Below are 22,347 nucleotides of genomic sequence, written 5' to 3'. Positions count from 1 at the left end.
AAAAGAGTGGACAGCCTATGCGCAAAGCTACGGGCAACTGGTTGATACTATTTTGTCATTCCTAATTATTTATACTAAAAATTTCACCTATTGCCCTTTCGTTAGGGACCGGCATTTTATTTTGTAGCTAGCCACTCATTTTCCCTTTTCGTTGTTACCTCTACAACGAAATCAATCCGCTTTCTTTTGTCTACCGAACTCCCTACCCCCCACGCCGAGCCTTACGCTATTGAGAAGGAATTACGCCGCGTGCAGGCCATGCTCAAGCTGGAGCAACAAGAAGATTTAGAGCAGTTTAAGCTGAAAAATGCCAAGGCTACCGTGCAGGAGCGCCAAAAGCGCGGGCTGACCTGGTACCCGGTCACCATCACCAGCGAAGACGTGGGCTTTGGCGGCAAAGTGGTGCTGGAGCTGGAGCGGCCGGCCGGGCAGCAGGGGCTGCACCTGTTTCAGGTGGGCAAGAATGCGGCGCTGTTTGGCAATATTCCGGGACGCTCGGCCACCGACCGGCCTACCCTTAGTGGCGTGATTACCAGCGTGCGGCGCAATAAGCTCACGCTGACTACCTCCAAGGAAGACCTGCCCGACTGGGTGCACGAGGGTGGCAAGCTGGGCATCGACCTCACCTTCGATGAGGTGAGCTACCGCGAGATGGACTATGCGCTGGGCAAGGTAATGGGCGCCCACGGCGACCGCCTGGCCGACCTGCGTGACATCCTGCTCGGGGCCAAGCCCGCCCGCTTCCGCGCCGAGAAGGCCGATGATATCTTCTACCCCAGCCCGCTCAACGAGTCGCAGCTAGCGGCCATTCGGCATGTGATGGCGGCGCAGGATGTGGCCATTATTCACGGGCCGCCCGGCACCGGCAAAACCACCACGCTGGTGCAGGCCATTCTGGAAACCATCCGGCGCGAGCGGCGCGTGCTGGTGTGTGCGCCCAGCAATACGGCCGTGGACTTGCTGACCGAGAAGCTGGCCGAGCGCGGCGTGAACGTTATTCGGATGGGTAACCCCTCCCGGGTGTCGGACCTGCTGCTGGAGCACACCCTCGATGCCCAGGTGATGGCCCACAAGCGCTACGGCGAGCTACGCTCGATGCGCCAGACGGCCGAGCAGTACCGCGAGGAAGCCAGCAAGCACACCCGGCAGTTTGGCTGGGAAGAACGCGAGCAGCGCCGCCTGCTGAAGGAAGAAGCCCGCGCCCTGCACCAGGAAGCCGATGGCCTGGAGCGCTACATTACGGAGGACTTGCTTGACCAAGTGCAGGTGATTACCTGCACGCTGGTGGGCGCCAGCAACCGCAATATTCGCCACCTCACCTACGAAACGGTGTTTATCGACGAGGCGGCCCAGGCGCTGGAGCCGGGCTGCTGGATTCCCATCGCTAAGGCCGGCCGCGTGGTGCTGGCCGGCGACCACCAGCAGCTGCCGCCCACCGTGAAGAGCGAAAAAGCGGCCAAGGAAGGCTTGCGCGAAACGCTGTTTGAGAAGGGCATTACGCGCCAGCCCGAGGCCAGCCGCATGCTGACCGTGCAGTACCGCATGCACGAGCAGATTATGCAGTTTTCGTCCGAGCAGTTTTACGAGGGTAGGCTGGTGGCCGCGCCCACCGTGGCCCACAGCGGCCTCGACGCCTACGACATTCGCTTCGCGCCCGACCTGCCGGTGGAGTTTCTGGACACGGCCGGCTTTGGCTTTCAGGAGATTACCATTCCAGAGAGCCGCTCCACGGCCAACCCCGAGGAGGCCGACCTGCTGCTGCGCCGCCTGGCCCAATTGCTGGAAACCTACGATGCGCCCGACCACGAAGCCGACCCGCTCAGCATCGGCGTGATTGCGCCCTACCGCGCTCAAATCAACTATTTGAAAGATGCCGTGGAGGAAAACGACGAGCTCAGCGGGCTCATGCTGCACCGCCAACTGAGCGTGGGCACCGTCGATTCGTTTCAGGGCCAGGAGCGCGACATTATCGCCATCAGCCTCACGCGCAGCAACTCGCACGGCGAAATCGGCTTCTTGTCCGACATCCGACGCATGAACGTGGGCATGACCCGCGCCCGCAAAAAGCTGCTGCTCGTGGGCGACTCGTCCACGCTGGGCTCGCACCCATTCTACAAAGCCTTTCTGGAGTATGTGGAGGGGGTAGGCGGCTACCGCACGGCCTGGGAATTGCAGGAGTAGCGGCAAGAGGCTTTGGGGCCACGTTGCTACTGCGGCAAAAATGCAAAAATCTGGTTGTTGTTGCCTGGCGCTGCCAGCAACCGCAACCGGGTTTTTGCGCGAGGCAATGCGCAGGTGAAGGGGTAGGCCGCTGTCGTTAGGAAAGCTTATGCCTTCCCTACCCCCCGCTGGCTAAGGCAAGGCGATGGCTTGCTGCCAAGCGTAGGCCACTTCGGGGTGGCAGATATCGGAGTGGTCCTGGATGATGGCGTCGGCGTTGAGGTTGAAGACCCGGCCCTTGGCAAAAACGTAGGGCGAGCCCACAGCCCCCATCGGCTCCTCAGTGGCTTCGGGCGTTTTTTGGGCGCCGTTGCGGCCCATGCCGCCGTATTTGTCGTGGGCATCGCCGAGAGCCGCGCCCACCTGGTGCGCCAGCATGGAGGCCAGCGGGTACATGGTACCCACAGCCGAATCGTGGGCCGAATGCGTAATGAGGATGGGCCCCGACACGGCCCCTTCGGTGAGCACCCGCCGGAAAAAGCCCGCGTGGGTGCCATCGTAGCTATTGGAAAAGCCGTAGTGCGAAAACGCCGCCTGGAGCAGCGTGAGGCTACTCACCGGCAAAGGCGGCTGCCCGGCGGGCCCGGCCGCGGCGGCCGTGACCACGCGCCCCCCAAAGCTGTGGCCCGCCAGGTGCAGCCGCAGCTTTGGCAACTGCTTCCGCACCGCTTGCAGCACGGTGCGCAGGCCGCCGCTGCCCACGCTGCCGGCGCGCTCCTTCATTTGGTAGTAGGTGGTGTAGTTCAGCAGGTTGAGGGCGCCCGCCTTGATACCACCGAAGAACTGGCCCAGCCCAGCCTGCTGCCCGTTGAGGTACGGCCCTACCCCTGCGGCCGGGCCCGAGGGGGTAGGGCGCGGCAGCAGCGCCGCCGGCAGCGGCTTGCCCAGGTACGCCAGCAGCTGCTGGCCCGGCAGGGCAAAAAAGTCGTGGCTGGCATCCACGTCGGGCGAGGTTTCGACCGGCGACACTACCGAGCGCAGCAGCCGGGCAAACTCGGCCTGGGCAGTGGGTTGGTCTTCGAGGGTGGGCAGCAGCTTTTTGGCTGCGTCGAGGGCCTGGTCGGCGCCGGGCTGGTCGAAGGTGCCGTGCAGACGGTCGAGGGCGGCGGCCAGCAGCGCCGTGGTCACGGGCGACCCTACCCCCGCCGCGCCGCTCGGAATAAGGTTGGTATCGGCAAATTTCTTGGATGGCCACAGCACGCCCAGCACGGCGAAGGTGCGCCCGGCCAGCGCCGCCCCGGCGGGGGTGGCCAGCACCTGCTTGAACTGCGCCATTAATCTATCGTAGAGCAACTTGGCTTCGGCCATGTCGTTGTTCCAGCCGTGCGAGAGCACCAGCAGGTCGGTGGGGGGTGCCTGGCGCAGGCCCGCGAGCAAAGCCGCCTGCTGGGTGGGGTTCGACACCTGCCCGTCCTTGGTGAACTCGATGGGGAAATAGGGGTAGCCTTGCAGGGTTTCCATAGGAGTATGAATGTATGAAGGTCAGATACTTACCTACACCGACTGAATGGCGCGCATCAAATCGACCAGGCCGCTGCCCTGGAAGTAGCGCTCGCGCCGCAGGTCGGTGGCCGAGCTGAGGAAGATGTTCTTTACCTTCTCGGGCTCGCCGATAAACTCGCGCCGGATGGAGAGGAAGGCCGCGATGGCGCCCGATACGTGGGGCGCGGCCATGCTGGTGCCGCTGTCTTCGAGGTAGTCGCACTTCAGGCCTTTATCGGTCATTTCCTGGAGCTTGTCGCCGGCCGCGCACGACAGGATTTTCTCGCCCGGGGCCACGAGGTCGGGCTTCAGGCGGCCGTCGCCGGTGGGGCCTTTGGAGGAGAAGTAGGACACGCCGTAGACGTGCGGCATGTCGCGGTGCGTTGAGCCCACCGTGATGGCCAGGTCCGCGTTGCCGGGGTCATTGATAGTCAGGCTCATGCCCGCCGAGATGATGCCGTTGAACTGGCTCTGGGCCACGCCGTAGCCGGTGTTGCCAGCCGCCACCACCACTACCACGCCCGAGCGCACCAGGCGGTCTACCTCCACGCACAGCGGGCTGCGGCCACAGGCAAACCACTCGGGGTCAAAGTCATAGCCTACGCTCATATTCACGCCGTGGATGAGCAAGCGGCGGCCGTAGCCGTTGATTTCCTGAATGAGGCCGATGGCGGCAATCAGGCTGCTGGCCTGGCCCTGGCCCTGGGCATCCATCACCTTGAGGCTGACCAGCTTGCACTGGGGTGCGATGCCGCTGATGGTTTTGGCCGTTACCTGAGTGTAGTCGATGGCGCCTTGCTCGTCGCGCTGGCGGTTGTAGGCTTGCAGCGGCGGCGCGGCGGCGGGCCAGCCACCCGCAATAATGCCCGCTACGTGGGTGCCGTGGCCGGTACCATCCAGCAGGGCCGGGGCGGCGTCCCCTACCCCCACCGCAGCGCCGGTAAAGTCGACGTGGCGCAGCGGCAGGCTCAGCTCCAGGTTGCGGTGGGTGGCGAAGTGCGGGTGCGTGGCATCGATGCCCGAGTCGAGCACGGCCCACACCATGCCGTTGCCCACGGCCGCGTAGGAGGCGTGGGCCGCGTCGCCCTTCACCGTAGCTAAGGACTTATTGAGCAGGGGCTTGATGGCAAAATCGGGCCAGATGTGGTAGATGGCCTTGGGCCCGGCCGGGCCTTGGGTGGCGGGGCGAGGGGTAGCGTCGTTGCGCTGCTTGTCGCGGGCCACCAGCGCCTCAATCACGGCGGCTTCGAGGCGCACAAACAGGTACTGCTGGCTATACTGGTTTTTGGGGTGCTGGTCGGCCTGGAGGCCCGCCGCGCGGTGCGCCTCGCTGGCCGTGAGCTGCGGCACCAGCTCGTTGAGGGCGGCCACTACCCACTGCAGGGCGCCGGCCCGGCCGCCGGGGTAGTCCAGGTTCAGGTCGATAACCACACCCAGCAGACGGGGCAGCGGCGGGGCGGCGGCAGCTTTGGCGCGGGCCTTGGGTGGGCGCAGGCGCTGGTGCTCCTCGGCCAGCTGCTGCAGCAGCGGCAGGGCAATAACCGACTGGGTCAGGTTTTCGGGCTTAAATACCCTGGGGGTCGAGGGGCGGGTGGCCATGAGAATGGGCTGGGTAAAAAGCTGGCAGACACGCGGCCAGGCTCCTACTTCCGACACAGGCCCTGGCATTGCTATGTGGTCGGCCGAGCTTCATCGCTCCGCTTTTCAGTGTGCGCCGGGCGGTTGGGAGCAGGCACAAACGTAGGCCAGCACCCCAGCGGCGGCATCAGTGTCAACACTGAATTTGAGTTTTAGAAGAAGCAAAAAAAGCAGACGCCAGGTGAGCAGGACGTTCTTTTTGCGCGGTTTTTAACTCCGGAACACGTTTATCCGGCGGCGTGGGCAGCTCGCGCAACGCCTGCCAGGCCCGGCACGGAAACTCGGTGGCCAATAAAAAGACTGGCCCTACCCCCTTGCCCGGTTGGGAAGGGGGTAGGGCCAGTAGCAATGCCGCGCTTTTGCCCGGCCTACCCCCCACTACGGCAAGTCAATCGCCGACTCGGTGTGCGGAGCGTCGGACTTCGTGTTCACGAAGTGCTTGTTGGGGTTGTCGTAGTTCGAGATAAGCAGTTCCTTGCCCTTGAGCAGTACCTCGGCGGGCTGGTCGAGGCGGCCGCCTGCGCCGTTGGTATCGCCGTTGCGGGCCAGAATGGTGTGGGCGTTGGTCTTGAGGTCAACCACATCAATCGAGTTGAGGCGGGCGCTGGTGATGTAGGCTTTATCCGTAGCGCGGTCGATAACCAGGCCGTCGATGCACGGAATTTTGGGGCCGGCTACCGGCACTACTTCCTGGCTGGCGTAGCTGCCATCGGGCTTGAGCGTGACGCGGTAAAAGGTACCATCGCCAAACGAGCCGGTGTAGAGGCGGCCCTGGCTGTCGTAGTCGATGCCATCGGCGCCGTTGTCCACGCCGGTTTCGTTCACGGTCGTCGTGAACATGGCCAGCACGTGCGGGTCCTTGGTTTTGGGCTTGAGGTGGATGGTGGTGCCGGGCTTCAGCTCGGCCAGGGTAAAATGCATAATGGCGCTGCCCTTGTCGTTGTCGGGCAGGTCCCACTGGCTATCGGTCACGTAGAGGTCGTTGCCTTTCCACACCGTGCCGTTGGCCAGGGCGAAGTTGTCCACGGCCGTTTCGATGGTGCCAGTGGGCTTGCCATTCTTCATCAGCGCCCGCATCAGGCGCGATTTGAAGTCCTTGCTATTTTCGTACTGGTTTTCAGCGTAGTACAGGTTACCATCAGGCCCGATAGCCAGGTCCATTGGGGCGGCGTGCTTGGTAGTGGGCTCCACCGGCGGGTGGCTGATGAAGGGCTTGTAGCCGTTGGCCGTTAGCTCCACGATGCGGGCGGGGAAGCTATTATCGGCCATGTTGGGGATGGACAGCAGCACGCGGCCGTCGGGCAGCAGAGCTAGGCCGTCGGGCGTGTTCATCGAGTCGGGGAAGGTCGTAATTAGCCGGGGCTTAGCACCTTGGGTAGCCGTGTCGGCCAGCTCGGTGGATTGGTCAGTAGCAGTGGCTACCTCTTTTTTCTCTTCAGCTTGCTGGGGGCCGCAGCTGGCCAGCAGGCTGCCGCCAGCTAGGACGGCTAGCGTTAAGGAACGAATTTTCATGTGGATTCAGGAAGATGTGCAGCCCTGCTTTACGACTAGGCCGGGACCGTAGTTGTACTGTTTAGGGCGGGCCGGCCGCCTGTTTTTCTGCCCGATTTTTTTTTCAGGGAAACTACCTCCGCTTTAAGTGAGCAGGGCTTATTGACTATCAGTTTATAACTGGCCGTAGCCCGCAGCCGAGCGGCGGCTCCTAAGGAAAGATTAAGCTAACCCCTTGGCTTAAAACCTCGTTGAGAAAGCTCTACCCCCTCTTCCTTCAATTAATTATGGAACAAAAACCTCTGGCAAAGCAGAACCATGAAGACATGGTAAGCAACCCGAAAACCGATGAGTTAGCCCAGAACCGCAAAGATGGCTATGGCCAGTTTCTGACTACCAACCAGGGCTTGCGCGTCAACGACGACCAGAACTCGCTGAAGGACGGCGACCGCGGCCCCACGCTGCTGGAAGACTTCATTCTGCGCGAAAAAATTACCCACTTCGACCACGAGCGCATTCCGGAGCGCGTAGTGCACGCCCGCGGCGTAGGTGCCCACGGCTACTTCGAGGCCTACGGCAACGCCACGGACCTGACTCGCGCCGCCTTCTTGCAGCCGGGCGCCGTAACGCCGCTTTTTGCGCGCTTTTCGACGGTAGCAGGCTCGCGCGGCTCCTCCGATATGGCCCGCGACGTACGCGGCTTCGCGGTTAAGTTTTACACCGAAGAAGGTGTGTATGACTTCGTTGGCAACAACATTCCCGTATTCTTTATTCAGGATGCGATAAAGTTTCCCGACCTCATTCACGCAGTGAAGCCGGAGCCGCACAACGAGATTCCGCAGGCCGCCTCGGCTCACGATACATTCTACGACTTCATCTCGATTACTCCCGAAAGCATGCACATGCTGCTGTGGGTGATGTCGGACCGCGGCCTCCCGCGCAGCTTGCGCATGATGGAAGGCTTCGGGGTGCACACCTACCGCTTGGTGAACGCCGAAGGCAAGTCACGCTTCGTTAAGTTTCACTGGAAGCCCAAACAGGGCGTGCATTCGGTGGCCTGGGAAGAAGCGCAGCAGATTTCGGGCAATGACCCCGACTTTCACCGCCGCGACCTCTGGGGCTGCATCGAGATGGGCGCTTACCCTGAGTGGGAACTAGGCGTGCAGGTAATTGAGGAAGAAGACGAAATGAAATTCGGCTTCGACATTCTCGACTCGACCAAGCTCATTCCCGAAGAGCAAGTGCCGATACAGCTTATTGGCAAGATGGTGCTTAACCGCAACGTGGACAACTACTTCGCCGAAACTGAGCAGGTGGCTTTCTGCCTCAGCCACTTGGTGCCGGGCATCGATTTTTCGAATGACCCGCTGCTGCAAGGCCGCATCTTCTCCTACCTCGACACCCAGCTCAAGCGCCTGGGCGGCCCCAACTTCCACGAGATTCCGATTAACCGCTCGCTGGCTCCCGTGCGCAATAACCAGCGCGACGGCCACATGCGCCAGACCATCGACAAGGGCAAAACTGCCTACGGCCCCAACCTGCTGAATGACAACTTCCCTCAGCAAGCCAAGCAAAGCGAGGGTGGCTTCACGTCGGTACACGCCCGCGTAGACGCCGCTAAAATTCGGCGTCGTAGCAAGAGCTTCACCGATTACTACAGCCAGGCAAAGCTGTTTTGGAACAGCCAGACCGAGCCCGAGAAAATGCACATCGTCAAGGCGTTGCGCTTTGAGTTGGGCCACGTGCAGACTGCCGACGTGCGCACCCGCACTATCATGCAGCTGGCGCAGGTAGACCACGACTTGGCCAGCCGCGTAGCCAAGGGCCTGGGCATGGAGGTGCCCTCGGCCGATGGCGTAATACTGAACCTAGGCAGCGCCGGTGCCGATGCCAACCTGGCCGACTACCAGTCGGCCCCGGCCAAGGACGCGGGCAGCTCGCCGGCCCTGAGCATCTCGGCCGACAGCCCCATCAACGCCGACAAAACCGACATCAAAACCCGCCAGATTGCCATCTTGGCCACCGATGGGGCCGATGTGGCCGCCATCACGGAGCTGATGCGCACACTGATGGAAGCCGGGGCCCAAACGGCCCTCGTGGCTACCCATCTGGGTTCGATAAAGGGCAAAGGCGGCGAGGAGATAATGGCCAACTGGACGTTCCAGAGCACTTCCTCGGCCTTGTTTGATGCCGTGTACGTGGCCGGCGGTGCCGATAGCGTGAACATGCTGAAGCAGGATGCCGCCGCCGTGCGCTTCGTAAATGAGGCGTTCCGCCACTGCAAGCCCCTCGCGGCCGTGGCAGAAGGTGTAGACCTGCTCAAAGCTGCCGCCTACCCCGGCGCTACCGACATTATGGGCGCCGATGGCGTGGTAACCAGCGACCATGCAACGGGCGCCGACCTCACCCAAAGCTTCATCAAAGCTATTGCGCACCACCGCTTCTGGAGCCGCGAGATGAAGTCGATGCCGGCTTAATAAGCCAGGCGCAGAGTAACCCGATTCCCCCGTCGCCCGTTGGGTAAGGCGGGGGAATCTTCTTTTTTATTACGTGCGTTGGTGGCAAAAAATGGCTTGGTGGCGCTTTCATCAGCTTTTACCGGCCGCCCTACCCCTACCTTTGCCAGCCAACACTAACCCACCCTTGCCATGGCCGCCATTGCCCAGAACTCCGTCGTAACGCTGACCTACGACCTCTCCGTAACCGACGAAAATCAGCAGAAAGTATTAGTAGAGCAAGCCGAAGCCGACGAGCCGATGGTGTTCCTGTTCGGCCACAGCGGCCTGCCCGAAGAGTTTGAGAACCAGCTCGATGGCAAGAATGCTGGCGACGATTTCAGCTTCTCGCTGACGCCTGAACAAGCCTACGGCGACTACGACGACCAGGCCGTAGTGGAGATTCCAAAGCAGGTATTTGAAATTGACGGTCAGCTTGACGACCAGATGCTGCAAGTGGGCAACTACCTGCCTATGGCTGACAACGAAGGCAACCACATGCAGGCCAAAGTAGTTGAAATCGGCGACGAGCAGATAACCATGGACTTCAACCACCCGCTGGCCGGCATGGTCATGCACTTCGACGGTAAAGTTCAGGACGTGCGCCCCGCCACCGCCGAGGAGCTGGCCCACGGCCACGCTCACGGCGAAGGCGGCCACCAGCACTAAGTTTCTTTTTTGCCAGCTTGCCCACGCGGGCCGCACTTGCAGCAGTAGGTGCGGCCCGCTTTGCGTAGGGCCCTACCCCTGCTCGCCAGGCTGAGCAGCGGCGGCGCGCCGGGCGGCCACGTCGGCCACCAGCTGCGGCCAGAACTCTTGAAAATCGGCCTCGTAGTCGGCGTAGTGGCGCACCAACTCCGTGGTGGCCTGGTCCATGCCCGAACCGGGGCTAGCGCGGCGGCTCAGGCCCAGCAGCGCCCGCCCTACCCCCTCCACTTCGGCGTAGTGCAGCAGCCAGTTGTGCTGCACCAAGTGCGGAAAAAAGCGCTGCACCGCCGTCGGAAACCCGGCCTGCTGGCTGGCCAGCAGCGCGTACACGCGCTGGGTAAACCCGGCCAGGTCTTCGCCCGCCAGCCCGGCAAAATGGCGCGCTAGGTAATGGTCGTAGAACACATCGGCCACCACCCCCGCGTACTTGCCGGCGCCGGCCGCGCGCAGGCGGGCCGTGCTGCGGCGCACCACCAGGTGCTGGTCGGTGAAGGTGTCGATGGCGCGGTGCGCCCGAATGCCGGCCCGCACGGCGGCCGGGTAGCTTTCGAACTGCCGGCCGGGCACCGAGTCGGCAATAAACTGGCCCACGAGCTGGCCGAGGTAGTCGGGCGCGGTGGGTGGGCCCGCCAGGTAAAGATGAGCCAGAAAATTCATGGCAGCTAATAGAGGGAGTAGGAAGGCTCTGACTTCCCTAACCGGAAAACCAGATGCGGGTTCGGCCGTAAGCTAAGGCTACCGCGGGCTGCCAGCCGGGCCGCGCTTGTTCCTTCTAACGTTTCCTTCCCATGTCTGATACGAAAACTCCGGTCACCCACGACCTCAGCAAGCTTTTTGAAAAAATCAAGGATGTGCGCATTGCTATGCTCACTACTTTCGATGAGGAGCACAACCTGCACAGCCGCCCCATGGCCACGATGAAGCCCGAAGCCGACGGCGCCTTGCTGTTTTTTACCGATAAAGACTCGGCCAAAGTTTACGAAGTAAACAAAGATAATAAGGTGAACCTGAGCTACTCAGACCCCGATGGCAACACCTACGCCTCCATCACGGGCACGGCCAGCACCTTCCGCGACGAGGCCAAGATTGCCGAGCTGTGGAGCGAGCCCATGCGCGGCTGGTTTCCCAAAGGCAAAGAGGACCCCAGCATCACGATTCTCAAGATTGACATCGAAAAGGCTGAGTACTGGGACTCGCCCAGCAGCCTGCTGGTGCAAGCCTACGCCTACGCCCGCGCCGTGGTAACGGGCGAGCGCAGCACATCGGACGACGTGAATGAGCACGCCCAGGTGAAAATCTGAGTCAAGAGTTAAAAAAGAACGTCATGCTTCGACAAGCTCAGCATGACGTTCTTTTTTACTTTTTAATGGAAAAGGCCGGACGCAATTCCGGCCTTTTTTTGCGTCCATTTGTTTGCTTGCTTGAATGCTTACTACACTCACTGTTATTACCCTGAAGCCCGGCGCTAACGTAGCCCGCTGGGCGCTGGCCCAAATGGCCACGGCCCCGCCCCGGCTGCGCCGGGTGGCGGGCCTGCGCTTTTGCCAGCTGCTGGGCAGCGGGGCCGACAATGGCTTCGGTTTCTGGCCCAACCTGCGCCGCTATGGCCTTATCGCCACTTGGGCGCGGGCCGAAGACGCGGCGGCGTTCTTCGCCAGCCACCCCGTGTGGGCCGCCTACGCCCAGCGCAGCCACGAAACCTGGACCGCCGAGCTGGCCCCCCTACAAGCCCACGGCGCCTGGAACGGCACCAACCCCTTCGAGGGCGGCGACCTGGCCGCGCCGGGGGGGGTAGGGCCGGTGGCGGTGCTCACGCGGGCCAGCATCCGGCTGCGGCGGGCGCCGCGCTTCTGGCGCTTCGTAGAGCCCACGAGCCGGGCGCTGGCTGGCACCGAGGGGCTGCGGCTGGCCATTGGGCTGGGCGAGCTGCCGCTGGTGCGGCAGGCCACGTTCAGCATCTGGGATTCGGCAGCGGCTATGCAGCAGTACGCCTACCGCGATGCCCGGCACCGCGAGGTTATCCAGCTTACGCGCCGCGAGGGCTGGTATTCGGAAGAATTATTCGCCCGCTTTCGGGTTTTGCGCAGCACCGGCACGGTCGATGGCGTTGACCCGCTGGCGGGGGGGTAGGCGGCCAGCCGCCGGGCTAGCCCTGGGCCGTGGGGCGCACGGTGATGTCGCCCACATCCACATCAGCGGGCTGCCCGATGGCAAATGCGATGGCCTGCGCGATGGCTTCGGGAGAAATAGCCAGCTTATCGCGGGTAGCCAGAATCTGGGCCTTCACGGCCGGGTCCGGCATGGAGTCGGCAAAGTCGGTGTGCACAAAACCGGGCGACACCACCGTCACGCGCAGCGTGGGGCCCGCTTCCTGCCGCAGGCCTTCCGAGATGGTGCGCACCGCATTCTTGGTGCCCGCATACACCGCCTGTAGCGGCACAATCTTGAGGCCGGCCGTCGAAACCACGTTCACGAAATGCCCGGAATTCTGCCGGCGAAAAACCGGCAGCGCGGCGGCAATACCGTACAGCACGCCCTTGATATTGACGTCAATCATCTCCTCCCAATCGTCCACGCGCAGGTCGTCGAGCAGGGAGATAGGGCCAATACCGGCGTTGTTGACGAGTACATCGAGCCGGCCAAACCGCTCGGTTGCCAGCTCTACGAGGCCGGCCACGTCGGCGCGGCGCTTCACGTCGGTGCCCAGGTAGGCGACTTCTCCCCCGGCCGCCGCAATGCGCGCCGCCAGTGCTTCCAGGCGCTCCACGCGGCGGGCACCTAGCACCACTTTCGCACCGCGCCCAGCCAGCAGCAACGCCGTGGCCGCACCAATGCCGCTGCTCGCGCCCGTGATGACGACTACTTTGCCGGCAATTTCCTGTTCCATCCTGTTCCTTTTGTGTTTGGTGATAATACCACAAAGGTCGCGGCAGCGGCACGAGGGAAAATATGCCAATCAATCCGAAACGTATGAATTGACTGCTGGCTGGCGGCGGTACTGGGCGGGCGACTGACCCGCGTGCTTTTTGAAGAAAAGCTGAAAGTTGGGCGCGTGCTCGAAGCCCAGGCAGTAGCCAATCTGGGCCACGCTCCAGCTGCTGTGCCGTAGCAGGGCTTTTGCCTCGGCCACCAGGCAGGCCGCAATGTGCTGGGTAGTGGTTTTGCACGTGGTTTCCTTCAGCGCCTTGTTCAGGTGGTTGGTGTGCACCGCGAGCTGCCGGGCAAACTCGTTGGCATTTTTGAGGGGTAGAGAATGGTGCGGCGAAGCCAGCGGAAACTGCCGGTGCAGCAAGTCCAGAAACGCGGTGGTAAGCTGCGCAGCTGCGGTAGCCGGCGGGGCGGCCGGGGCGGCAGGCGCCAGCTTCAGCGACTCGTGCAGAAGCAGCTGCAAATACGTGCGCAGTAAGTCATACTTATGAGCATAAGTAGCTTGTATCTCCACCAACAGCTGCTCGAAGAGTAGCTCCAACCGACTTACCACCTCAGGGGGCGGAAACAATACGGGTGTACCGCCCACCCGAAACAGCGGCGACTCGGCCAGGCTCCCCATGCGCAGCTGCGGCGTAATAAACTCTTCCGTAAACAAGCAGGCGAAACCCGTTTCGCGGCCGGCGGTGCGCTCCCACGAATACGGAATCAGGGGGTTTACAAAAACCAAGGTGCACGCCTGCACTACCACATGCTGGTCGGCATACGACAGGATACCTTGCGCATCGCAGAGCAGCTTCACCTTATAAAAATCCCGCCGGATGTGCGGAAAAACCGCAGGGGTAGGCACGTCCTCAATGCGGTAAACCGTTACCTGCCCGGCCGCGGGCGTTCCTCTTCCGTAGCGTTGGTAATACTCGGCAATATTTTCGTGAGCATTCATACCGCAAGATATGCCAATCACCTAGCTAGTACCTTGCGTGGGGCAGCGCTACGCGCAGCCCCTACCCCCTACTCTACCTCTTCGCGGCGGCTGCCCAGCTGCAAGCGGTACTGGCTGGCCACCCAGGCGGCGGCCGTGGCGGGCGCCGGAGAACCGGGCACCACGCGCACGGTATGGCTCACCTGCACCAGGTCGTCGGCCGGGCCAGGGTAAATGGTGAAGCCCGTGTCGGCAGCCTGCATAATGTCTTCCTGCAAAAACACGTTGCGCCCCGCCCCGCCGTGCAGGTGCACCCCAAAGCCGGGCGCCAGCCGCCCGCGCAGCGTAAACGCATCCTTGCCACCCAGCCCGTAGATGGAGAGCCGCGTGGTGCGCCGCACGTCGTAGAGCTGCTCGCCCACTAGGCTGTCGGGCCGCGCCGGGCGGCGGGCAAACACGCGCAGCCGCAGCTGGCCGGGCCTCAGGCCCATAAGCTCAAAGTGCTCGGCGGCATCGGTGCCGGTGACCACGGCGGCTTCTTGCAGCACCTGGTAGTAGCGGCGGGCCACGGCGGGCAGGGCGTCGCGGCGCGCGCGCAGGGCGGGCAGCAGCTCGCGGGTCATACGGGCGCGCACCTCGGCGGGCACGCTTTGCAGGGCCTCGGCCAGCACGGCATCGGGCAGGCGGCGGCGCAGCGAGTCGGCCTCGGCCACGAAGGCGGCCTCGGGCAGCAGGGCCAGAGCGGTATGGTCGAGGGCGCGGGCCGTGGTGGTGAGCGGGCCCACATCGGCGGGCACGAGGTCGGGGTTGAAGGTCTGGTAGCGGGGCCGGAACCAGGAAATCAGGCGCGTGAGCCACCCATCATCGAAGCGAAAAAACGCCTGGTCGCGGTCGCGCGGAATGGGCCGAAACACCCGGCCGCCTACCCCCGCAAACGCGGCCCAGCGCCACTGGTCGGCGCGGCGGCTCCAGTCGCCCACCAGCAAGTCGAGCAGCCGCGCGCGCAGAAACGCGTGGGGCGCCAGGTGGGCCGCCGGGCTACTCAGCACCTGGCGCAGCATATTCTCAGAGCCCACCACCTCGGCGGCGCCGCCAAAGCTCACGGCGTGGCGCTGGTCGTGGTCGGGCCGCTCTTCTAGCAGGTACAGCGCAGGGGTAAAGCGGCTACACCACTTTCCCAGCAGGGTATCGGGCAGCAGGTACACCAGGCGCGGGTTGGTATGAAACACGCCGGCGGCGCGGGCCAGCCGGGCGGCCACGTAGGCGCCGTAGGGCGGCGCGGCGCAGGTTTGGTCGCGCAGCACGGGGGCCGCGGCACGGGCCAGCCAATTGGCTTTTACGTTGCGGCTCAAATCTTTATCAACCGAGCGCAGCACAAAATCGCGACCATCGGGCGAGCGCACGTGCAGGGAGTTGGTCTGGAAGCTGCCGCCCGCCTTAATGGGTGTGAGGCCCACCGCGCCCAGGCGCAGCACGGGCACCGTGACGGGGGTAGCCCACAGGGGGCGGTAGTGGCGGCCCCACAGGTGCTGCCACCACCAGCCGCGCCAGGCGTAGTGCGCCCCGGCCGCCACGCGCACCGCGCTCGAATCGGCGCTGAATACCGGGCCGCCCTCGCCGGGCGTAGGCCGGGCCGGCTCGGCGCAGCCGCCCAGCAGCCACCCCAAGGCGGCCAGCAAGGTCCACCTGGTACTTCTTCCCAACCCTTTAACAAATAGTAACACGGATACACCGAAGGTAGCCGCTGGCTGCCTTCCTTCTGGATAGGACAATAGAAATGAGTAGGCAGCCGCCTACCCCCGTATAGCGCAGGCCAGGCCGGTGGGGTTGCTGGCTTAACTATCAAAATAGGACCTATCCTTTCCGATTGAGCTACGTTAGAAGCCCTGGATTGGCTTTTGCCGCCTTGCACCCGTTATTCCGGTCCGTTTTGCGCACTGTTACTATATTATTACTTTCTGGGGGCCTGATGATAGGCTTGAGCGCGGGGTGTGCCCGGCGCCATTTTTTCCAGCCCGATGCCCGGCTGCCCGCCGCGGCGGGCCAGCGCCCTACCCCCCCCGATAGCGTGTGGGCTACCGCCGGCCGGCAGTACAACCAGCACAGCGGGCTCTACAAGGCCTTTATGGGGCCGCACCACCGGGCGGTGTGGGCGGCGCCGGTGCAGGTGCCGGTGCTGCGCCTGGCCTCGGCCGTGCCCGCGGCAGGGCCGCTCACGGCAACCAAGCTAGGGGGTGGCTTCCAGAGCACGAGCCTCACGCTAAAGGCGAATGACGGCCGGCTCTTCGTCATTCGCTCGCTCGATAAGGACCCGGCGCGAATTTTACCAAAATTTTACCAGAAGACCTTTCTGGCCAATGGCTTGCGCGATGGTACCTCGGCCGGTAACCCCTACGGGGCGCTGGTAGTGTCGCCGCTGGCCCAGCAGCTGGGGGTGCCGCACACGCATCCGCGCATTCTGTACGTGCCCAGCGATACCGATAACCTGGGCTCGGCCGAGGCCAACGAGCGCCTGCGTGGCAAGCTGGTGCTGCTGGAAGAAAAATATACCGGCGAGGAAGTAAGCTCGCCGCTCGTGCCGGAGGCGCAGAAGTTTATCGACGATGAGGACATGCGCCAGCACCTCTACGCCGACCCGCGCAACCGCCCCGACCAGCCGGCGCTGCTGCGCGCGCGCCTGCTCGACTTACTCATCGGCGACTGGGACCGCCACTCGGGCCAGTGGCAGTGGGGCGAAGTGCCTAACCCGCAGCGGCCCGGCGGCAGGGTGTTTGTGGCGGTGCCCAAGGACCGCGACCAGGCATTCTTCCGCATGTCGGACGGGGTAGTACCGTGGCTGATGACGCGCAAGTTTCTGGTGCGCCACCTCGTCACGTTCAAGCGCCAGTACCACGACCTGCCGGCCCTCATCGGCCAGGGCCGCCACGTAGACCAGCGCGGCCTGAATGCGTTGACCCGGCGCGACTTTGTGGCGGCCGGCCGCTACGTGCAGGCCCAGCTGCCCGACTCGACCCTGGCCCGCGCCGTGCACCAGCTGCCGCCCGCCGTGCATGCTATTGAGGGCCCTACCCTCCTGCGCGACCTGCAAGCCCGGCGCGATGCCCTGCCCGGCGTGGCCGAGCGCTACTACGAGCTGAAAGCCGAGCGCCCCGTGGTGGCCGGCACCGAGCTGCCCGACTACTTCGCCGTGGCCCGCACCCCCGACTCGACCACCGTGCGCGTGTATAACCGCACGCTCGGGGCCGACTCGCTCTTCTACCAGCGCACCTTCTACACCCGCGAAACCAACCGCCTCACCCTCGAAGGCCTGGGCAGCAACGACACATTTGAACTGACCGGCCACGGCCTCAAAATCGTGATTCACGCCGGGGCAGGCGAGGATGTGCTGCGCGCCACCTCGCACCGTCGCCTACGCTACGAGCCCGAGTCAAACGGCACACTTAATACCCCCGCCCCGACCAAGAAAAAGGAGCAGTTTGATATCTACAACCGGCTCACGGATGAGTAACCACTTGTCATTGCGAGCGCAACGAAGTGGAGCGCGGCAATCTTTCCTTGGTCGTTCGCTTCAGTAGATTAGTAATCCAAACGTGAAGGAAAGATTGCCGCGCTCCACTTCGTTGCGCTCGCAATGACAGACGGCTTTACACCTCCGCCAGCATTTCCAGCACTAGGTGCTCGGTGGGCGACAGGGCATCTTGGTCCTGGGGGTCGGCATCGTGGCGGCGCAGGTACTCAATGAGGCGGCCCGACTTGAATAGCTCCGTCACCTGCGGGTGAATGTAGTACTTGGAGCATACCGTGGGCGTATTGCCCAGGTTGGAAGCGACCTCCTTGGTAGCCTGGCGGATGGCTTTTTCGGGCGCCAGCTCGACGTCGCCCTTTAGCGCGTGTTCGAGGCACTCCACCATTTTCACGGTGCCGCCCCAGGTACGAAAGTCTTTGGCTGAGAGCGCAATGCCAGTGTGCTGGTGCAGGTAGTCGTTCACGTGGCCCGATTCCAGGGGGTGGCGCTGGCCATCGGCGCCGTAGAACTGGAACAGGTGCTGGCCCGGAATCTCCTTGCACTTGCGCACCAGGCCGGCCAGCTTGCGGTCGTGAATGGTGACGTCGTGCGCTACCCCCTTCTTACCCACGAAGGCGAAGCGCACGTCGCTACCCTCTATTTGCGCGTGCTTATCGAGCAGCGTGGTGAGGCCGTAGCTCTTGTTTTTCTTGGCGTATTCCTCGTTGCCGATGCGGATAAATGACTGGTCCATGAGCGTGAGTACTAGCGCCACCACCTTGTCGCGGTCGAGGGCCGGGCGGGCCAGGTCCTTGCGCAGCTGGGCGCGCAGCTCACCCAGCTTCTGGCCAAACGCCAGCAGCCGCGAAAACTTGGTAAGCGAGCGGGCCGCATCCCAGGCCGGGTGGTAGCGGTACTGCTTGCGGCCGGCCGCGTCGTGGCCCGTCACCTGGAGGTGAAAGCTGGGGTTGGGCGCAATCCACACGTCCGTCCAGGCCGGCGGAATCACAAAGCTGTGGATGCGGGCCAGCGTTTTTTCGTCCTCGATTTTTTCGCCTTTGGCATTGAAATACACGAACTCGTCCTGGCCGTGGGCCTCGCGGCGCAGGCCGGGGCCGGCGTCGGTGGCGTAGCGCAGGCCCGCCAGCTCGGCCTGCCGGGCGGGGTCTTTGTAGAGCTCGTGGGCGGCCAGCTCGTGGATGGGGGGTAGGCTTTTCTTGCGGGTTTTTGGGCGGGGTAGGGCGTGGGTAGCGGTCATGGGAAGGGCGGGGAAAGGTGCCTTCTACGCAAAATTCAGCCGGAAGGCGGTGTCGGTTGAAACCTCCATCCGCCGTAGGTTTGCCGGATGGATGCAGGGCAATGGTTAGCCGATGGCTGGGAATGGGTCGATGCGGCCATTACGCGCGTGGCGGCGCGGCTGGGGCGCTTGCGCCCGCTGCACCTCGACGTGTACCGCAGCTACGGCACGCCGCACCGCTTCTATGTGAAAGGCCGCCTGCTGGCCGACCGCGGCCTCACGCCCCAAACCGACGCCGACTCGCCGTGGCGCAATTTCCAGGCGATGTACCGGCGCTTCAACAGCCGCGAAATACCGGGGGCCGAAGTGGTTATCTCCTTACCCAACCACCTCGACCTACCCGTGACCACCGGCTCCACCGGCTACTTTACGCTGCGCCTCGACCCGCCCGCGCTGCCGCCGGCCGTGGACTACCTGTGGCACCCGGTGCCGGTGCGGCTCAGCAAGCTGCCGCAGCGGTTTCGAGGGCTGCTGGGCCAGGTGGAGGGCGTGGCGCAGGTACTCATTCCGCCGCCCACGGCCGAGTTCGGGGTAATTTCGGACCTCGACGACACCGTTATTGTCACTAAGGCCACCCACCTGCTGCGCATGCTGCGCACGGTGCTGCTGCGCAATGCTTACTCGCACGAGACGCTGGCGGGGGTAGCTACCTTTTACCAGGCGTTGCTGTATGGGCAGAGCGGCCGGCCCGACAACCCGTTCTTCTACGTCAGCTCCTCGCCTTGGAATCTGTACGACGTGCTCGACGACTTTCTGCGCCTGCAAGGCGTGCCGCCCGGCCCGCTGCTGCTGCGCGAAACGCTGCTCGGCCGCACGCCCGGCTCGGAGGGCCGCACGCCGCAATCGTCGCCCCACCACGGGCACAAGCTCAAGGAAATCAACCAGATACTCGACACTTATCCCGACCTGCCGTTTATCCTGCTCGGCGACAGCGGGCAGCAGGACCCCGACATCTACGCCGAGGTGGTGCGCACGCATCCGGGGCGCATTCGGGTGGTGTACATCCGCGATGTGGGCGTGCCCGGCCGGGCCAGCCGCGTGGCCCCCATTGCCGAAGCGCTGCACCACGACACAGGGGTAGAGCTGCTGCTGGTGCCCGACTACCTGACCGCCGCCACCCACGCCGCCGCCCACGGCTTTATCACGGCCGAAGGACTGACGAAAGTGCGCGCAGTGCACGGCTAACCTAATTTTGCCCCGTGGCGCAGTCTATTCAATCTCTCCTACCCTCCTGGCGCACGGTGTTGCGCATGGCGCTGCAAACCGTGGCCGCGCTGTTTTTGCTCACCGTGACCTGGGTGCTGCTGTATCGCTGGCTGGCGCCGCCCGCCACCTGGCTCATGCTCGACCGCCGCGCCCACGCGCCGGTGGGCCTGGGCTACATCGGCATTCAGGCCGACCCGCGCCACGCCCGCTACAACTTCACCTCGCTCGATGAGGTGGCGCCCAGCGTGCCGCTGGCCGTGGTAGCGGCCGAGGACCAGCGGTTTCTGGTGCACCACGGCTTCGATGTGGATGGCATGTGGCGGGCGGCACAGTACAACTGGCACCGCGCCGAGGGCAAGCCCGTGCGCGGCGGCTCCACCATCTCACAGCAGGTGGCCAAAAACGTGTTTCTCTGGCAGGGTCGCTCCTATGTGCGCAAGGCCGCTGAGGCGTACTTCACGGTGCTCATCGAGCTGCTGTGGAGCAAGCGCCGCATTATGGAAATGTATTTGAGCGTGGCCGAGATGGGCGACTGCACCTTCGGCGTGGAAGCCGCCAGCCAGCGCTATTTCCACAAGTCGGCCCGCGACCTGAGCGCCCCCGAAGCCGCCCTGCTGGCCGGCGTGCTGCCCAATCCGCTGCGCTTCCGGGCAGGGCAGCCGGGGCCGCAGGCGCGCGCCAAGCAGCTGCGCGTGCTGCGCAACATGCGGGCGCTGGGCGGCACCGCCTACGTGGCTACCTTGCTGAACCGCTAGCGTTTAACAACAGAATTCGCCTGTCATGGCGAGCCTGCGAAGCAATCGCCCCAGAACGAGTCGGGTGGGTTTCGTTCTGGGGCGATTGCTTCGCAGGCTCGCCATGACGACTAGGTTAAAAATCATTTTTTCCTTTTCTCTCATGCTCCTGACTCTTACCCTTGCCTGCGCGCTGGCCGCGCCGCCTACCCCCCGCCAGGCCATCGCCCAGGTGCTCACCACCCAAACGGCCGCCTGGAACCGGGGTGACATCCCCACCTTCATGGCCGGCTACTGGCACTCCGACTCGCTGGTGTTCATCGGCAAGGGCGGGGCTACCTACGGCTGGCAGCCTACCCTCGATAATTATAAGAAGCATTACCCCAGCGCGGCCGAGATGGGTAAGCTCGATTTCAGTCAGCTGCGCATCACGCCCCTGGGCACTGAGGTGGCGCAGGTGGTGGGCCACTGGCACCTGGCGCGCCCCGGCGCGGCCACCGGCGATGCGCAGGGCCAGTTTTTGTTGATTTTTAGAAAGTTGAATGGGCAGTGGGTCATTGTGGCCGACCATTCGAGCTAGGGGGTAGGATAAGCTTTAGCTTGTCCGGCGTTGAACAATCGGGCCACGGACAAGCTAAAGCTTATCCTACATTTACTCGGCATGCCTAACATATTTCGAGACTATCGCGTATCTTTGCACTGCGTTTTAATTCTTTAATCACCAGTTCTCATGAAAAAGACTACTGCCCTACCCTCGCTGCTGCTGTTGCTTGGCGGCCTGGGCTCGCTCCGCTACCTGAGGGCGCAGCTGGCTACCCTCAACCTGACCTTCAACCTGCACGGCGAAGAGGACCATTACTACCTCTAACTGTTCAGGTTCCCACCATACCGTTGCCCGAAGCCCCGCCCCCGGCGGGGCTTTTTGCGTAAGAAGCCGGCAGTAGTGCCGACCTTTACGGCCGGCACTGCCTATTTCTCACGCCGGGCCGGCTCTGGCGAGCCGGCCGCATTACCCTCATTTTTCCCGTGACCCTCGACACCAATCAGCAGCAGGTCAGCTACATCATTGGCCGCGACCTGGCCCGCAACTTCGCCCAGCAGGGCCTGGAGCTCGACATTGACATCCTGGCCGCCGCCCTCCGCGAAGGCCTTTCGGGGCAGCCTAGCCGCCTCAACCAGGAGCAAATGCAAGCCGCCATGCAGCAGCTACAAGAGCAGCTCGGCGGCGGCGAAGAAGACCAGGACAACGACGAAACCCCCAATCCCAACTCGATGAACAACAAAGCCGAAGGCGAAGCTTTCCTCGCCGAAAACCAGAATAAGCCGGGCATCACTACCCTGCCCAGCGGCCTCCAGTACGAAGTGCTGACCGAGGGTGCCGGCGCCAAGCCTACCCCCCGCTCATCGGTGACGACGCACTACCACGGCACCCTGATTAACGGCACCGTGTTCGACAGCAGCTACCAGCGCGGCCAGCCGGCTACGTTTGGCGTCAACCAGGTAATCGCGGGCTGGACAGAGGCGCTGCAGCTGATGCCCGAAGGCTCGAAGTGGCGCCTGTACATCCCCTCGGACCTGGCCTACGGCAAGCGTGGCGCGGGCCGCGACATCGGCCCCGACTCGGCGCTGATTTTCGACGTAGAGCTGCTCAAAGTAAACAACTGAGCCGGGTCGTCGGCCGGGGCGCTGACGGCGCCTACCACCCCGACTACCACTGCCGC

19 protein-coding genes are annotated in these 22,347 nt (G+C 63.5%); 11 read left to right on the top strand and 8 right to left on the bottom strand.

What is annotated here, in order from left to right; translation table 11 throughout:
* Window positions 1-186 precede the first annotated feature (186 nt).
* Entirely contained in the window at window positions 187-2,181 is a 1,995-nt protein-coding gene (locus E4631_RS14445) for an AAA domain-containing protein (protein WP_317129132.1), read from the top strand.
* A gap of 171 nt (window positions 2,182-2,352) precedes the next feature.
* Here E4631_RS14445 and E4631_RS14440 read toward each other — a convergent pair whose 3' ends face one another.
* From E4631_RS14440 to E4631_RS14430, 3 genes are all read right to left on the bottom strand, one after another.
* On the bottom strand, window positions 2,353-3,681 hold the full coding sequence (locus E4631_RS14440) for a hypothetical protein (protein WP_133656581.1): 1,329 nt from the start codon (window positions 3,679-3,681) through the stop codon (window positions 2,353-2,355).
* Window positions 3,682-3,714: 33 nt separating this feature from the next.
* Entirely contained in the window at window positions 3,715-5,301 is a 1,587-nt protein-coding gene (locus E4631_RS14435) for a S8 family peptidase (RefSeq protein WP_174805443.1), read from the bottom strand.
* Window positions 5,302-5,718: 417 nt separating this feature from the next.
* Window positions 5,719-6,852 (bottom strand): SMP-30/gluconolactonase/LRE family protein, encoded by a 1,134-nt coding sequence (locus E4631_RS14430; protein ID WP_133656583.1) that lies wholly within the window; start codon window positions 6,850-6,852, stop codon window positions 5,719-5,721.
* Between the two features lie 266 nt (window positions 6,853-7,118).
* Between E4631_RS14430 and E4631_RS14425 the strand changes: the two genes are divergently transcribed.
* Window positions 7,119-9,308 carry a catalase gene (locus E4631_RS14425; protein WP_133656584.1) on the top strand — a complete coding sequence of 730 codons (2,190 nt, stop codon included), beginning with the start codon at window positions 7,119-7,121 and terminating at the stop codon, window positions 9,306-9,308.
* Between the two features lie 171 nt (window positions 9,309-9,479).
* Complete coding sequence (locus tag E4631_RS14420; protein WP_133656585.1) at window positions 9,480-9,995, top strand: peptidylprolyl isomerase; 516 nt, start codon at window positions 9,480-9,482, stop codon at window positions 9,993-9,995.
* A gap of 72 nt (window positions 9,996-10,067) precedes the next feature.
* Here the strand turns inward: E4631_RS14420 and E4631_RS14415 are convergent, their stop codons facing one another.
* A complete protein-coding gene (locus tag E4631_RS14415) occupies window positions 10,068-10,691 on the bottom strand; it encodes an ACP phosphodiesterase (protein WP_133656586.1) in 624 nt (207 codons plus the stop codon).
* 131 nt (window positions 10,692-10,822) lie between these two features.
* On the opposite strand from E4631_RS14415, the gene E4631_RS14410 reads away from it, so the two are divergent.
* Window positions 10,823-11,335 carry a pyridoxamine 5'-phosphate oxidase family protein gene (locus tag E4631_RS14410; protein WP_133656587.1) on the top strand — a complete coding sequence of 171 codons (513 nt, stop codon included), beginning with the start codon at window positions 10,823-10,825 and terminating at the stop codon, window positions 11,333-11,335.
* Between the two features lie 124 nt (window positions 11,336-11,459).
* The gene (locus E4631_RS14405; RefSeq protein ID WP_133656588.1) at window positions 11,460-12,164 is read left to right on the top strand and encodes a spheroidene monooxygenase; all 705 of its coding nucleotides are present in this window, start codon (window positions 11,460-11,462) and stop codon (window positions 12,162-12,164) included.
* Between the two features lie 16 nt (window positions 12,165-12,180).
* Here E4631_RS14405 and E4631_RS14400 read toward each other — a convergent pair whose 3' ends face one another.
* From E4631_RS14400 to E4631_RS14390, 3 genes are all read right to left on the bottom strand, one after another.
* The gene (locus tag E4631_RS14400; RefSeq protein WP_133656589.1) at window positions 12,181-12,921 is read right to left on the bottom strand and encodes an SDR family oxidoreductase; all 741 of its coding nucleotides are present in this window, start codon (window positions 12,919-12,921) and stop codon (window positions 12,181-12,183) included.
* A 69-nt stretch (window positions 12,922-12,990) separates the two neighbouring features.
* A complete protein-coding gene (locus E4631_RS14395; RefSeq protein WP_133656590.1) occupies window positions 12,991-13,905 on the bottom strand; it encodes an AraC family transcriptional regulator in 915 nt (304 codons plus the stop codon).
* A 68-nt stretch (window positions 13,906-13,973) separates the two neighbouring features.
* On the bottom strand, window positions 13,974-15,608 hold the full coding sequence (locus tag E4631_RS14390; protein WP_133656591.1) for a hypothetical protein: 1,635 nt from the start codon (window positions 15,606-15,608) through the stop codon (window positions 13,974-13,976).
* Between the two features lie 245 nt (window positions 15,609-15,853).
* Between E4631_RS14390 and E4631_RS14385 the strand changes: the two genes are divergently transcribed.
* Window positions 15,854-17,392: a hypothetical protein gene (locus E4631_RS14385; RefSeq protein ID WP_133656592.1), complete on the top strand. Its 1,539-nt coding sequence runs from the start codon at window positions 15,854-15,856 to the stop codon at window positions 17,390-17,392.
* A 136-nt stretch (window positions 17,393-17,528) separates the two neighbouring features.
* Here E4631_RS14385 and E4631_RS14380 read toward each other — a convergent pair whose 3' ends face one another.
* The gene (locus E4631_RS14380) at window positions 17,529-18,647 is read right to left on the bottom strand and encodes a DNA topoisomerase IB (protein WP_133656593.1); all 1,119 of its coding nucleotides are present in this window, start codon (window positions 18,645-18,647) and stop codon (window positions 17,529-17,531) included.
* Window positions 18,648-18,734: 87 nt separating this feature from the next.
* On the opposite strand from E4631_RS14380, the gene E4631_RS14375 reads away from it, so the two are divergent.
* The 5 genes from E4631_RS14375 (at window position 18,735) to E4631_RS14360 (ending at window position 22,291) form a co-directional block, all read left to right on the top strand.
* A complete protein-coding gene (locus E4631_RS14375) occupies window positions 18,735-19,871 on the top strand; it encodes an App1 family protein (protein ID WP_133656594.1) in 1,137 nt (378 codons plus the stop codon).
* 14 nt (window positions 19,872-19,885) lie between these two features.
* Window positions 19,886-20,647, top strand: coding sequence for a monofunctional biosynthetic peptidoglycan transglycosylase (mtgA, locus tag E4631_RS14370; protein WP_240734936.1), 762 nt, complete (start codon window positions 19,886-19,888; stop codon window positions 20,645-20,647).
* Window positions 20,648-20,789: 142 nt separating this feature from the next.
* Complete coding sequence (locus E4631_RS14365) at window positions 20,790-21,206, top strand: DUF4440 domain-containing protein (protein WP_240734934.1); 417 nt, start codon at window positions 20,790-20,792, stop codon at window positions 21,204-21,206.
* A gap of 150 nt (window positions 21,207-21,356) precedes the next feature.
* Window positions 21,357-21,494, top strand: a complete 138-nt coding sequence (locus tag E4631_RS25945) for a hypothetical protein (protein WP_166648000.1) — start codon at window positions 21,357-21,359, stop codon at window positions 21,492-21,494.
* 149 nt (window positions 21,495-21,643) lie between these two features.
* Complete coding sequence (locus E4631_RS14360) at window positions 21,644-22,291, top strand: FKBP-type peptidyl-prolyl cis-trans isomerase (RefSeq protein ID WP_205704252.1); 648 nt, start codon at window positions 21,644-21,646, stop codon at window positions 22,289-22,291.
* Window positions 22,292-22,347: the final 56 nt, after the last annotated feature.

Origin of the sequence: Hymenobacter sp. UV11, assembly GCF_004684095.1 — a bacterium.
Classification (GTDB): domain Bacteria; phylum Bacteroidota; class Bacteroidia; order Cytophagales; family Hymenobacteraceae; genus Hymenobacter.
This window is presented reverse-complemented; position numbering and strand designations above follow the sequence as displayed.

What these genes read in the sequence shown, in the direction of transcription:
- E4631_RS14440 (WP_133656581.1), bottom strand. Translation starts at nt 3,681, where the DNA reads ATGGAAACCCTGCAAGGCTACCCCTATTTCCCCATCGAGTTCACCAAG.
- E4631_RS14435 (WP_174805443.1), bottom strand. Translation starts at nt 5,301, where the DNA reads ATGGCCACCCGCCCCTCGACCCCCAGGGTATTTAAGCCCGAAAACCTG.
- E4631_RS14430 (WP_133656583.1), bottom strand. Translation starts at nt 6,852, where the DNA reads ATGAAAATTCGTTCCTTAACGCTAGCCGTCCTAGCTGGCGGCAGCCTG.
- E4631_RS14425 (WP_133656584.1), top strand. Translation starts at nt 7,119, where the DNA reads ATGGAACAAAAACCTCTGGCAAAGCAGAACCATGAAGACATGGTAAGC.
- E4631_RS14420 (WP_133656585.1), top strand. Translation starts at nt 9,480, where the DNA reads ATGGCCGCCATTGCCCAGAACTCCGTCGTAACGCTGACCTACGACCTC.
- E4631_RS14415 (WP_133656586.1), bottom strand. Translation starts at nt 10,691, where the DNA reads ATGAATTTTCTGGCTCATCTTTACCTGGCGGGCCCACCCACCGCGCCC.
- E4631_RS14410 (WP_133656587.1), top strand. Translation starts at nt 10,823, where the DNA reads ATGTCTGATACGAAAACTCCGGTCACCCACGACCTCAGCAAGCTTTTT.
- E4631_RS14405 (WP_133656588.1), top strand. Translation starts at nt 11,460, where the DNA reads ATGCTTACTACACTCACTGTTATTACCCTGAAGCCCGGCGCTAACGTA.
- E4631_RS14400 (WP_133656589.1), bottom strand. Translation starts at nt 12,921, where the DNA reads ATGGAACAGGAAATTGCCGGCAAAGTAGTCGTCATCACGGGCGCGAGC.
- E4631_RS14395 (WP_133656590.1), bottom strand. Translation starts at nt 13,905, where the DNA reads ATGAATGCTCACGAAAATATTGCCGAGTATTACCAACGCTACGGAAGA.
- E4631_RS14385 (WP_133656592.1), top strand. Translation starts at nt 15,854, where the DNA reads ATGATAGGCTTGAGCGCGGGGTGTGCCCGGCGCCATTTTTTCCAGCCC.
- E4631_RS14380 (WP_133656593.1), bottom strand. Translation starts at nt 18,647, where the DNA reads ATGACCGCTACCCACGCCCTACCCCGCCCAAAAACCCGCAAGAAAAGC.
- E4631_RS14375 (WP_133656594.1), top strand. Translation starts at nt 18,735, where the DNA reads ATGGATGCAGGGCAATGGTTAGCCGATGGCTGGGAATGGGTCGATGCG.
- E4631_RS14365 (WP_240734934.1), top strand. Translation starts at nt 20,790, where the DNA reads ATGCTCCTGACTCTTACCCTTGCCTGCGCGCTGGCCGCGCCGCCTACC.
- E4631_RS25945 (WP_166648000.1), top strand. Translation starts at nt 21,357, where the DNA reads ATGAAAAAGACTACTGCCCTACCCTCGCTGCTGCTGTTGCTTGGCGGC.